Annotated in this window: 7 protein-coding genes; 1 reads left to right on the top strand and 6 read right to left on the bottom strand. The window is 69.7% G+C overall.

The window, feature by feature from the left end:
* Window positions 1–175: 175 nt before the first annotated feature.
* The 4 genes from ACIRRY_RS37010 to ACIRRY_RS36995 all read right to left on the bottom strand — a co-directional run bounded on the left by ACIRRY_RS37010 (window position 176) and on the right by ACIRRY_RS36995 (window position 6,888).
* Window positions 176–1,564 (bottom strand): maltokinase, encoded by a 1,389-nt coding sequence (locus tag ACIRRY_RS37010; protein WP_403981787.1) that lies wholly within the window; start codon window positions 1,562–1,564, stop codon window positions 176–178.
* 107 nt (window positions 1,565–1,671) lie between these two features.
* Window positions 1,672–3,372 carry a maltose alpha-D-glucosyltransferase gene (treS, locus tag ACIRRY_RS37005; RefSeq protein ID WP_403981785.1) on the bottom strand — a complete coding sequence of 567 codons (1,701 nt, stop codon included), beginning with the start codon at window positions 3,370–3,372 and terminating at the stop codon, window positions 1,672–1,674.
* Window positions 3,369–5,468, bottom strand: coding sequence for an alpha-1,4-glucan--maltose-1-phosphate maltosyltransferase (locus ACIRRY_RS37000; protein WP_403981782.1), 2,100 nt, complete (start codon window positions 5,466–5,468; stop codon window positions 3,369–3,371). Before ACIRRY_RS37000 ends, treS begins: the two co-directional genes overlap by 4 nt.
* 217 nt (window positions 5,469–5,685) lie before the next feature.
* Entirely contained in the window at window positions 5,686–6,888 is a 1,203-nt protein-coding gene (locus tag ACIRRY_RS36995) for a S8 family peptidase (RefSeq protein ID WP_403981780.1), read from the bottom strand.
* A 301-nt stretch (window positions 6,889–7,189) separates the two neighbouring features.
* Between ACIRRY_RS36995 and ACIRRY_RS36990 the strand changes: the two genes are divergently transcribed.
* A complete protein-coding gene (locus tag ACIRRY_RS36990; RefSeq protein WP_403981778.1) occupies window positions 7,190–9,808 on the top strand; it encodes a glycosyltransferase family 1 protein in 2,619 nt (872 codons plus the stop codon).
* 94 nt (window positions 9,809–9,902) lie between these two features.
* Here the strand turns inward: ACIRRY_RS36990 and ACIRRY_RS36985 are convergent, their stop codons facing one another.
* Together ACIRRY_RS36985 and ACIRRY_RS36980 are read right to left on the bottom strand one after the other, a co-directional pair.
* Window positions 9,903–10,412, bottom strand: coding sequence for a DUF1990 family protein (locus tag ACIRRY_RS36985; RefSeq protein WP_403981776.1), 510 nt, complete (start codon window positions 10,410–10,412; stop codon window positions 9,903–9,905).
* A gap of 82 nt (window positions 10,413–10,494) precedes the next feature.
* The gene (locus tag ACIRRY_RS36980) at window positions 10,495–12,150 is read right to left on the bottom strand and encodes a M4 family metallopeptidase (RefSeq protein WP_403981774.1); all 1,656 of its coding nucleotides are present in this window, start codon (window positions 12,148–12,150) and stop codon (window positions 10,495–10,497) included.
* Between the last annotated feature and the right edge of the window lie 160 nt (window positions 12,151–12,310).

The raw sequence follows: 12,310 nt of genomic DNA, 5'->3' as shown, positions 1-12,310 counted from the left end.
GCCTTCTCCGTCGCAGCTTCTGTCGCCGAGGTCTCTTTCGCCGAACCGGTCTTCGCCACGGCGTTCTTGTTCGGTGCCGCCTTCTTCGCCGGTTTTTTCCTCGGCTTTGGATCCGGACCGTTGGACGGGGACGGGGGACGCGGGGTCACGGGTGGAGCCTCCAGGGCGGGGTGGGTCAGGGGGTGGAGTCGGGGTTGGCCAGGCGGCGTACCGCGGAGAGGGGGACCGGGAGCCAGTCGGGGCGGTGGCGGGCCTCGTAGAGGACTTCGTAGATCGCCTTGTCCGTCTCGTACGCGCGGAGCAGGACCGGGTCCGTACGCGGATCCACGCCGGTGATCTCCGCGTACCCGGAGCAGTACGCGGCCCGGCACCGGTCCGCCCAGCCCGGCGTCGGCGGAGTCGTCGAGTGGGCCGCGTAGTCGAAGGAACGCAGCATCCCCGCGATGTCCCGCACCGCAGGTTGCGGCATCCGGCGTTCCGCCAGCGGCCTGGACGGCTCGCCCTCGAAGTCGATCAGGGACCATTCCCCGGACGGCGAGTGCAGGCACTGGCCGAGGTGGAGGTCTCCGTGGATGCGCTGGGCCGTCCATGTCTCGCCCTCGGCCGCCAGGTCCGCCAGCGCCGAGAACGCCGAGCGCAGACCGGAGGCGTAGGGGCGGAGTGCCGGGACCGCCTGCGCCGCCGCGTTCAGGCGCTCGGTCATGCCCGTGACCAGGACTTCCAACTGGACGTGGCCCAAGGTCGTGGTCGGCAGCGCCCGGGCCAGGGAGACGTGTACCTCCGCTGTCGCCCGCCCCAGCGCCCGCGCCTCCGCGCCGAAGTCCTCCCCCTTGGCCAACTCGCTCAGCGCCAGCTCCCAGCCGTCCGCCGCGCCCTGCACGAACGGCTGGAGCACCCCGAGGACGTACCGCTCGTCGGCGAACTCCGCCCGTAGCCACGCCGTCGGCGCCGGCACCCGGGGGCAGCCCTCCAGCGCGAGGGCCAGCGGGAGTTCCAGGTCGGGGTTGGTGCCGGGCACGATCCGGCGCAGCAGTTTCAGGATGAACGCGTCGCCGTAGACGACCGACGAGTTGGACTGTTCGGCGGTCATCAGGCGTGGTGTGAGACCTGGGCCGGGGTCCGGGCCGTCCGGGGCCCGCTCGAAGCGCAGCCCGCCGATGCGGGCCCGGGTGCGCAACGCCTCCAGGAGCACCTCGGCGGGCCGGGGGTCGTACAGGGCCTCGTACACCGTGTGACCGGCGAGCGGGCCCTCCTCCACATGTCCGATCAGCGCGGGCGCGAGCCGGGGTGGCAGCGCCTCGCGCACGCCTATGAGGAGTTGGTAGCAGTCGCCCTGGGTCTGCGGCTGGTGGGCGCGGACCAGGAGGTGGTAGAGGCCCAGCGTGCCGTCCAGCGGGAGGAGTTCGGTCGCCGCCACCAGCGAGAAGCCGGTGACGGGACGCCCCTTGCCCGCGAACCACCGTTGCCTCGGCAACCACTCCCGCAGAAGGGGGTCCAGCGACGCGAGGAGGCCGGGACCGGGACCAGGACTGGTCCGGCCGGAAAGTGTGACAGTTTCCGCCATAGTGTCACGTTCCTTTCCCCGGGGGTGGTCGGGGTGTCACTGTTGCGTGCCCCGGAAGGGGCGAGGGAAACCGAAGCCGCCCCGCCCCCGCCCCGGGGACCGGACCTCTAGGCGGCTTCCTTGCGGAGCCGGAACCAGTAGAAGCCGTGCCCCGCCAGCGTCAGCAAGTACGGCAGCTCTCCTACGGCCGGAAAGCGCACCCCGCCGAACAGTTCGACCGGATGCCTCCCATTGAACGCCCGCAGGTCCAGTTCCGTCGGCTGCGCGAACCGGGAGAAGTTGTTCACGCACAGGACGAGGTCGTCCTCGTACTCGCGCAGGAACGCGATCACCGCTGGATTCGACGACGGCAGTTCCCGGTACGAGCCGAGGCCGAACGCCAGGTTCTGCTTACGGATCTCGATCATGCGGCGGGTCCAGTGGAGCAGCGAGGAGGGCGACGACATCGACGCCTCGACGTTGGTGACCTGGTAGCCGTAGACGGGGTCCATGATGGTCGGCAGTGACAGTCGGCCGGGGTCACAGGACGAAAAACCTGCGTTGCGATCCGGTGTCCACTGCATCGGCGTGCGGACGGCGTCGCGGTCGCCGAGCCAGATGTTGTCGCCCATGCCGATCTCGTCGCCGTAGTAGAGGATCGGCGAACCGGGGAGCGACAGGAGCAGGGCGGTGAACAGTTCGATCTGGTTGCGGTCGTTGTCGAGCAGGGGGGCCAGGCGCCGCCTGATGCCGATGTTGGCGCGCATGCGGGGGTCCTTGGCGTACTCGGCCCACATGTAGTCGCGTTCCTCGTCGGTGACCATCTCCAGGGTCAGCTCGTCGTGGTTGCGCAGGAAGATGCCCCACTGGCAGCCGGACGGGATCGCGGGGGTCTTCGCGAGGATCTCCGAGACCGGATACCTCGACTCCCGGCGGACTGCCATGAAGATGCGGGGCATGACCGGGAAGTGGAAGGCCATGTGGGCTTCGTCGCCGCCGCTCTGGAAGTCGCCGAAGTAGTCGACGACGTCCTCGGGCCACTGGTTCGCCTCCGCCAGTACCACCGTGTCCGGATACTGGGCGTCGATCTCCTTCCGCACCCGCTTCAGGAACTCGTGGGTTGCCGGAAGGTTTTCGCAGTTGGTGCCCTCGGCCGCGAAGAGATAGGGCACGGCGTCCAGCCGGAAGCCGTCGATGCCCAGGTCGAGCCAGAACTTCAGCGCCGAGATGATCTCCTCCTGCACGGCCGGGTTCTCGTAGTTGAGGTCCGGCTGGTGGGAGAAGAAGCGGTGCCAGAAGTACTGCTGGCGGACCGGGTCGAAGGTCCAGTTGGAGGCTTCGGTGTCGACGAAGATGATGCGGGCGTCGGGGTACTGCTTGTCGTCGTCGGCCCACATGTAGTAGTCGCCGTAGGGGCCGTCGGGGTCTCTGCGGGACTCCTGGAACCACGGGTGCTGGTCGCTGGTGTGGTTCATGACGAAGTCGATGATGACCCGCATGCCTCGCTGGTGGGCCGAGTCCACGAAGTCCACGAAGTCCGCGAGGTCGCCGAATTCGGGGAGTACGGCGGTGTAGTCGGAGACGTCGTAACCCCCGTCCCGGAGTGGGGACTTGAAGAACGGCGGGAGCCAGAGGCAGTCGACGCCGAGCCACTGGAGGTAGTCGAGTTTGGCGGTGATGCCCTTGAGGTCACCGATGCCGTCGCCGTTGCTGTCCTGGAAGGAGCGGACCAGGACCTCGTAGAAGACGGCGCGTTTGAACCACTCGGGGTCCCGGTCCTTGGCGGGAGTGTCCTCGAAGGTGTCCGGGACGGGCTCGTTGACGATCATATTGTGGGTGACCCTCCGATCTGCGGGGACGGTCGCAGGACGGTGAGGATGTGTGCGGGCCGGTTGCCCGGTTCCAGGCGCACATAGTTGGCCCTGCCCCAGTGATAGGTCTCACCGGTGAGCTCGTCGCGCACCGGCACCGACTCGTGCCATTCCAGGCCGAGTTGCGGCATGTCCAACGAGACCGTGGCCTCCTGGGTGTGGTGCGGGTCGAGGTTCGCGACCACCAGAACCGTGTTCGAACCGCTCCGCTTCGAGTACGCGATCACCGCCTCCTGATCCGTGTGATGGAAGTGGAGATCACGCAACTGCCGCAACGCGGGGCTGCGCCGCCGGACGTCGTTGAGCCTGCCGAGCAATGGCGCGATGCTACGTCCTTCCCGCTCGGCCGACACCCAGTCGCGGGGCCGGAGTTGGTACTTCTCGGAGTCCAGATACTCCTCGCTGCCGGGCCGCAACGGTGTGTTCTCGCACAACTCATACCCGCTGTACACCCCCCAGGTGGGAGAGAGGGTGGCGGCGAGTACCGCGCGCAGTTCGAAGGCCGGCCGGCCGCCTTCCTGGAGGAACTCGTGGAGGATGTCGGGGGTGTTCACGAAGAAGTTCGGCCGCATGTAGGCGGCGGCTTCGCCCGCCAACTCGCTGAGGTAGTCGGTGAGTTCGGCCTTCGTGTTGCGCCAGGTGAAGTAGGTGTACGACTGCTGGAAGCCGACCTGCGCGAGGGTGGCCATCATCGCGGGGCGGGTGAAGGCCTCGGCCAGGAAGATCACGTCCGGGTCCGTGGCGTTGATGTCCGCGATCACCCGCTCCCAGAACACGACCGGTTTGGTGTGCGGGTTGTCCACGCGGAAGATCCGCACGCCGTGGTCCATCCAGTGCCGCAGCACGCGCAACGTCTCGGCGATCAGCCCGTCCAGATCCCGGTCGAAGGCGATCGGGTAGATGTCCTGGTACTTCTTCGGCGGGTTCTCCGCGTAGGCGATCGTGCCGTCGGGGCGGTGGTGGAACCACTCCGGGTGCTTGTCCACCCAGGGGTGGTCGGGGGAGCACTGGAGCGCGAAGTCCAGCGCGATCTCCATGCCCAGCTCGGCGGCCCGCGCGACGAACGCGTCGAAATCCTCCAGCGTCCCGAGCCGGGGGTGGATCGCGTCGTGCCCGCCCTCCGGCGAGCCGATCGCCCACGGGACGCCCACATCCTCCGGCCCGGCGGACAGCGAGTTGTTCGGGCCCTTGCGGAAGGTGGTCCCGATCGGGTGGATCGGCGGCAGGTAGACGACGTCGAAGCCCATCGCGGCGATGCCCGCGAGCCGTTTCGCCGCCGTACGGAACGTGCCGTGGGGCTCGGCCGCCGTGCCCTCGGAGCGGGGGAAGAACTCGTACCAGGCGCCGTAGAGCGCCCGCTCCCGCTCCACCAGCAGCCCGCGGGGTTCGGAGACCGTGACCAGTTCGCGCAGGGGATACCGGGCCAGGATCTCGTCCACCTCCGGCGTCAGCGCGGCGGACAGCCGGGACGCGGGCGGGCGGGTCTCGTCGCGCAGCGCGGTGACGGCGGCGCGGAGGACGGGCCGCAGGCCCTTGCCCTTCGGTACGCCGGCGATGGCGCGCTCGTGCAGCCGCGCGCCCTCCTCCAGGACCAGGTCCGTGTCCATCCCGGCCGGGATCTTGATCCGGGCGTGGTGGCGCCAGGTGGCGACCGGGTCGCTCCAGGCCTCCACGGTGTACGTCCACCGGCCGGGTGCGCCGGGTGTGACGGTGGCGCCCCAGCGGTCGGTGCCGGGGGCGAGCTCCCGCATCGGGGTCCATGGACCGGGGCGGCCGTCCGGGTCGTAGAGGACGGCGTTGGCGGCGACCGCGTCGTGGCCCTCGCGGAAGACGGTGGCCGACACCTCGAAGGCCTCACCGGTCACCGCCTTGGCGGGCCGGTGGCCGTGCTGGACGACCGGCCTGACATCGAGGACGGGGATGCGTCCGATGCCGGGGGACGTGCCGCCCGCGGAGGGTGGCTCCGGGGCGGGCGGTGCCGTGCCGGCGGGGCGCACGCGGGGCGTGTCCGGGCCGGATGTCGGGGGTGGTGACGAGTGGTGCGTGGCGGGCATGACCGCTCCTGTCCGCGTCAACATGGGTATGGGCGGATGGATGTGGGGAGGTGGGTCCTGCGAGAGATCCCGTGGTGCGTCTGGGGGGCGTACCGGTGGAGCCTTCCCACCCTATTCGGGTTAGCAATCCGGCAGGTTGCCAACTACTTACGCGCAGGTCTCCACAGAAGATCCGGCCCCGTCCAGGGCGAACGGGGCCGGAGCCGTCACTCCCGCGCTACGACCGCGGTACTTGCAGGAGTTTGTCCGGCGAACCGAGCCCCGCGCCGGACACCTTCCCGGAAACCGCCCCCGCGACGAGTGCCGCCGAGACCTGTGCCGGGGTGGCACGCGGGTGCCCGGCGAGATAGACCGCCGCCGCGCCGGCCGCGTGCGGCGACGCCATCGACGTACCGGAGAAGGTCGCCCTCCCCGTGTCGCTCGCGTACGACGCGGAGGTGATCGAGACGCCCGGGGCGAACAGGTCGACGGCCGGACCGACGTTCGAGAACGGCGCCCTGGCGTCGTTCCGGTCGGTGGCGCCGACGGTGATCGCCTGCTTCACGTCCGCGGGGGAGTACAGGCCGGCCTGCAGCCCGTCGTTGCCCGCCGCGACCGTGTAGGTGACACCGGACGCGATCGAATTGCGTACGGCCGCGTCGAGCTGGTCGTTGTGGAAGCCGCCGAGGCTGAGATTGGCGACCGCGGGCCTGTGCGCGTGCCGGGTGACCCAGTCGATCCCCGCGAGGACCCGCGAGGTCGTCCCCACTCCCGCGTTGTCGAGGACCCGTACGGCGACCACCTTGGCTTTCTTGGCGACGCCGTACGTGGTGCCGGCGATCGTGCCGGCCACATGGGTGCCGTGGCCGTTGCCGTCCTGCGCGGTGGCGTCGTTGTCGACGAAGTCCCAGCCGTAGCTCGCCCGGCCGCCGAAGTCCTTGTGGGTGACCCGGATGCCGGTGTCGATCACGTACACCGTCACGCCGCCGCCCCCGGCGCCCGGCGAGGTGTAGCTCCTGTTCAGCGGCAGGCCCGGCTGGTCGAGCCGGTCCAGCCCCCAGGACGGCGGGTTGCGCTGAGCGCGGTCCACGGTGATCCGGGTGTCCTGCGCGACCGAGGCGACCCGCGCGTCCGCCGCGAGGAGCCTCGCCTGTCTCTCGTTCGCCTCGATGGCGTAGCCGTTGAGGGCCGTGCCGTAGGTGTGGCTTATTTTCGCCCCGTACGTCCGGGCCAGGTCCTTTCCGGCGGCCGACGGAGCTCTTGTTCCCCCCTTGAGCGTCACCAGGTAGCTGCCACTGACGGAACCGGGTTCACCGGCGCCGATGATCGTCCCCTCCGGTGCGGCGTGCGCGGGCAGAGCGATGGCCGACATCACCACGGCAGTGATCACCGCGGTCAGACCCCCCGCCCGACGCAGACGCCGCGTGCGCGTCCGTGCCATGTCGAGTTCCCCTCCTTCAACTCTCCACGGGGCAGCCTCTCGTGCGGTGCGAAGCACCACAAGGGCGCACGAGGGAACTGATTTAGTACAGCGCGGTACTAACCAGCCCGTCACGGGGTGCCTTTCGACGCGGGCCGGCAATTTCAGCCCGTCCGGCGTTTGAGGACGAGGCCCCTTCAGGGCCGAAGCGGGGGTCTGGGGACGCAGTCCCCAGCGACGCCCACACCAACACCGGTACCGTCATCAGCACACGACGACGCACACTGCCGTGTGTCATCCAGCGAAGCGCCGAGGTGGAGCTGTGAAGGCGATCCGTCGATTCACCGTCCGTCCCGTTCTCCCCGAACCCCTCCGCCCGCTCAGCGACCTCGCGCGCAATCTGCGCTGGTCCTGGCACGCGGACACCCGTGATCTCTTCCAGTCCGTCGATCCCGAGCGCTGGGCCGCCTCGGAACACGATCCCGTACGACTCCTCGGCAGCGTGTCGGCCGAGCGGCTCGCCGAGCTGGCCGGGGACAGCCGTTTCCTGCGCCGGCTCACCGAGGTCGCCGGGGACCTCGCCGACTATGTGGGCGGTGACCGCTGGTACCAGACCCACCCCGGTGAACTGCCCGCCGCCGTCGCCTACTTCTCACCCGAGTTCGGCGTCACGGCGGCCCTGCCCCAGTACTCCGGCGGCCTCGGCATCCTCGCCGGCGACCATCTCAAATCGGCCAGCGATCTCGGCGTACCGCTGATCGGTGTCGGACTCCTCTACCGGCACGGCTACTTCCGGCAGTCGCTGTCCCGGGACGGCTGGCAGCAGGAGACCTATCCGGTCCTCGACCCCAACGAACTCCCGGTGGCGCTGGTGCGGGAGGACGACGGCACCCCGGCCCAGGTCTCCCTGGCCCTGCCCGGCGGCCGCTCGCTGCGCGCCCGGATCTGGCTCGCGCAGGTAGGCCGGGTACCGCTGCTGATGCTCGACTCGGACGTCGAGGAGAACGACATCGCCGCGCGCGGCGTGACCGACGTCCTCTACGGCGGCGGCAGCGAACACCGGCTGCTCCAGGAGATGTTGCTCGGCATAGGGGGTGTGCGGGCGGTACGGACGTACTGTCGCCTCACCGGTCACCCCGAGCCCGAGGTGTTCCACACCAACGAGGGACACGCGGGCTTCCTCGGGCTGGAGCGGATCGCCGAACTCTGCGACGCGGGGCTGGACTTCGACGCGGGCCTGGAGGCGGTGCGGGCCGGCACGGTCTTCACCACCCACACGCCCGTCCCGGCCGGAATCGACCGTTTCGACCGGGAGTTGGTCGCCACGCACTTCGGTGCCGGGGCCGAACTCCCGCGCCTGGACGTCCAGCACATCCTGAACCTGGGCATGGAGACCTACCCGGGCGGCGAGCCCAACCTGTTCAACATGGCCGTGATGGGCCTGCGGCTGGGTCAACGGGCCAATGGTGTCTCGCTGTTGCACGGTCAGGTGAGCCGCGAGATGTTCTCCGGTCTCTGGCCGGGCTTCGACGCCGAGGAGGTGCCGATCACCTCCGTGACCAACGGGGTGCACGCGCCGACCTGGGTCGCCCCCGAGGTGTTCCGGCTCGGGGCGCGGCAGATCGGCGCCCAGCGCACCGAGGACGCGCTGACGGTGGGCGGTTCGGACCGCTGGGACGCGGTCGCGGAGATCCCGGACCAGGACATCTGGGAGCTGCGCCGCGATCTGCGCGAGCAACTGGTCGTGGAGGTACGGGAGCGGCTGCGCGCCTCCTGGCGTCAACGCGGCGCCGGATCGGCCGAGTTGGGCTGGATCGACGGCGTCCTCGACCCCGACGTCCTCACCATCGGCTTCGCGCGCCGCGTCCCGTCGTACAAACGACTGACGCTGATGCTGCGCGACCGCGACCGGCTGATGGATCTCCTTCTGCACCCGGAGCACCCGATCCAGATCGTGGTGGCGGGCAAGGCGCACCCGGCGGACGACGGCGGTAAGCGCCTCGTCCAGGAGCTGGTGAAGTTCGCGGACGACCCGCGCGTCCGCCATCGCATCGTCTTCCTTCCCGACTACGGCATGGCGATGGCGCAGAAGCTCTACCCCGGCTGCGACATCTGGCTCAACAACCCGCTCCGCCCGCTGGAGGCGTGCGGCACCAGCGGGATGAAGGCCGCGCTCAACGGCTGCCTCAACCTCTCGGTGCTGGACGGTTGGTGGGACGAGTGGTTCCAGCCCGACTTCGGCTGGGCCATCCCCACGGCGGACGGCACCGGCACGGATCCCGACCACCGCGACGACGTGGAGGCAGCCGCGCTCTACGACCTCCTGGAGCAGCGCGTCACCCCGCGTTTCTACGAGCGCGGCCAGGACGGTCTGCCCGACCGCTGGATCGAAATGGTGCGGCAGACCCTGACGTTGCTGGGTCCGAAGGTGCTGGCCGGGCGGATGGTCCGCGAGTACGTGGAGCGGCTGTACGCCCCGGCCGCGCTCGCCCATCGCGCCATGACGCCCGACTCGGCGCGTGAACTGGCCGCCTGGAAGGGGCGGGTGCGGGCGGCCTGGCACGGGGTGACTGTCGACCACGTGGAGACGTCTGCGGCTACGGCCACGGCGGAACTCGGTACGACGCTGAATCTGCGGGTGCGGGTGGGGCTGGGCGGTCTGGCCCCGGACGATGTCGAAGTACAGGCGGTCTCCGGCCGCGTGGACCCGGAGGATCGGATCGGGGACGGGGTGGCTGTGCCGCTCAAGCCGGTTGGTGGGCCGGATTCTGAGGGGCACTGGTTGTTCGAGGGACCGCTTTCCCTGGACCGTACCGGGCCTTATGGGTACACCGTCCGTATCCTCCCTGCGCATCGACTGCTTGCGTCCAGCGCGGAGTTGGGGCTGGTGGCGGTGCCCTCTGAGGACGGGGTGGAGGGGGCCGGGGTTCTGATGCGGTAGTGCTTCGGCTGCGGGGCCGGTGGGGGCTGGTCGCGCCCACGCGGCGGAGCCGCAAATGTCACAGCCCCGCGCCCCTAAGGGGCGCGGGGGCCGCTCACACCTCTGAATACGGCGCGCACATCCGCTTCAGCGTGCTGCCCATGCGCCGTGCGTACGCGTGTTGGAGGCCGCGGGTCGCGGGGCCGCCCAGGCGGGCGTACCACTTCGCGCCGCGGCTGAAGGCGGAGACCGTCAGCCAGACCGTGCCGTCGCCCGTGCGGTCGACCACGAAGGCTTCCTCGCCGCGTTCGGGGTGGCCGGGGAGCGTGCCGTAGGCCCAGCCGGATCGGCGGTGTTCCTCGGCCGTCCAGACTATGCGGCAGGGGGCTTTTATCAGGCCGGCGAGGGTGACCGTCACGTCCACTCCGGGGGCGGCCTTGTCGGCGCTCGCCTCGATGCCGACGCCTGTCTCGCGGTGCAACTCCCAGGTCAGGACCGCTTCGGACGCCCGGCGGAAGACCTTCTCGCCCTCGCCGATCCGGGTGCGCACATAGAGGGGGTGGAATCCCGGGGGGCAGAAGCCGCGTTCGCGGGTCGCGCCGACGTCGTCGTACGTGAAGGACATGGGACCCAAGAGTAGGGCGGTACCCGGAGATGCCTTCGCTCCGGGTACCGCCCTTACTGCTTACCTGTCAACTCGGCTGTCGTCAGGTGACGTTGACGGCCGACCAGGTCGCCGCCACCGCGGCGTACTCGGCGGAGCTGGAGCCGTAGAGCGCGGCTGCGGCGCTCAGGGTTCCGGTGCGGGCCGCCTTGTAGTTGGTGGTCGACGTGAAGTAGGTCGTCAGCGCCTTGTACCAGATCTGCAGCGCCTTGGCGCGGCCGATGCCGGCGAGCGTGGCGCCGTTGGACGTCGGGGAGTTGTAGGCCACCCCGTTGATGGTCTTCGAACCGCTGCCCTCCGAGAGGAGGTAGAAGAAGTGGTTCGCGACGCCCGACGAGTAGTGCACGTCGAGGTTGCCGACCGAGGAGGACCAGTAGTTGGCGGAGCCGCCGTCCTTGCTGGGCTGGTCCATGTAGCGCAGCGGGGTGCCGTCGCCGTTGATGTTGATCTTCTCGCCGATGAGGTAGTCGCCGACGTCGGACGAGTTGTTGGCGTAGAACTCGACGCCGGTGCCGAAGATGTCGGAGGTCGCCTCGTTCAGGCCACCGGACTCACCGGAGTAGTTGAGGCCCGCGGTGTTGGCGGTGACGCCGTGGCTCATCTCGTGGCCGGCCACGTCCAGCGAGGTCAGCGGGTGGGTGTTGCTCGACCCGTCGCCGTACGTCATGCAGAAGCAGCTGTCGTCCCAGAACGCGTTCACGTACGAACTGCCGTAGTGGACACGGGAGTAGGCGCCGACACCGTTGTTCTTGATGCCGCTGCGGCCGAACGTGTCCTTGTAGAAGTCCCACGTCTCCTGGGCGCCGTAGGCGGCGTCCGCGGCGGCGGTCACGTCGGTGGTGGAGCTGGAGGCGGCGCCGGTGCCCCAGGTGTTGGTGGTGTTGGTGAACAGGGTGCCGGTGCCGGACGTCCCGTGCTTCAGGTTGTACGTCTTGTGGCTGCCGCGCGAGGCGTCGGTCAGCGAGTACGTCGTGCCCGACAGTGAGGTGGTGAGGCTGACGGTGCCCGAGTAGAGGGTCTTGCCGGTACCGGTGGCGTTCTCGATGCCCTGGTACTCGAAGAGCTTCTTGCCGGTGGCCGCGTCGGTGATGACGTGCAGCTGGTTCGGGGTGCCGTCGTCCTGGAAGCCGCCGACGATCGTCTCGTAGGCGAGGACGGGGGTGCCGGTGCCGGCCCAGATGACCTTGCGGGCACCGTCGGCGGCGGTCTTGTCCGAACCGGCGGCCTTGGCGACGGTCAGCGCCTGCTTCTCCGCCTTGGCGACGGTGATCTTCGGCGTGACGGTGGCGACCTTGATGGTCGCCGAGTGCGCCTTGGTGACACCCTCGGTCTTGCCGGCCGGCGAGGAGTGGACGACCAGGTCGCCACCGAGGACCGGGAGGCCCGCGTAGGTGCGCTCGTAGCGGGTGTGCACCGTGCCGTCGACGTCCTTGACGACGTCCTTGACGACCAGCTTCTCCTTGGTGCCGAGGCCTATCTGCGTGGCTGTCTCGGCCGCGTCGGCCTGCTTCTCCTGGACCAGCGCCGTGCGCGCGGCGCTGGAGAGCAGTTGCGGGGCGGCGGCGAGGGGGGCCGCCTTGCCGGCCGCGGGCTGGGCGGCGGCGCCGGTGGTGACACCGGTGGCGAGCAGGGCCCCGGCGGCGACCGCGGTGGCGATGGCCAGGGTGGTGCGCTTGTGACGCGCGTAGAGGGGGGTCACGCAAGCTCCTCTGTGGGGGAGTCCGGCAGCGTGGGGTTACTGACCGGAACGGTTGTGAAGTGGCTGTGCTGAAGCGGCGTGAGGGAAGAGTGGCATCAGGGGCGCGTACATGTCAGGACCCCCAAGTGATGTTGGCTGAAAATCGACTGTCCGGTGAACG

The sequence above is a fragment of the Streptomyces sp. NPDC101776 genome (assembly GCF_044766845.1).
Taxonomy (GTDB): domain Bacteria; phylum Actinomycetota; class Actinomycetes; order Streptomycetales; family Streptomycetaceae; genus Streptomyces.
The sequence above is the reverse complement of the archived record's forward strand: the minus strand, read 5'-3'. Positions and strand labels throughout refer to the sequence as shown.

Bases quoted from the DNA above. Each gene is read 5' to 3' on its own strand.
- ACIRRY_RS36985 (WP_403981776.1), bottom strand. From the start codon at position 10,412: ATGTCCTTCACGTACGACGACGTCGGCGCGACCCGCGAACGCGGCTTC.
- ACIRRY_RS37010 (WP_403981787.1), bottom strand. From the start codon at position 1,564: ATGGCGGAAACTGTCACACTTTCCGGCCGGACCAGTCCTGGTCCCGGT.
- ACIRRY_RS37000 (WP_403981782.1), bottom strand. From the start codon at position 5,468: ATGCCCGCCACGCACCACTCGTCACCACCCCCGACATCCGGCCCGGAC.
- ACIRRY_RS36995 (WP_403981780.1), bottom strand. From the start codon at position 6,888: ATGGCACGGACGCGCACGCGGCGTCTGCGTCGGGCGGGGGGTCTGACC.
- treS (WP_403981785.1), bottom strand. From the start codon at position 3,372: ATGATCGTCAACGAGCCCGTCCCGGACACCTTCGAGGACACTCCCGCC.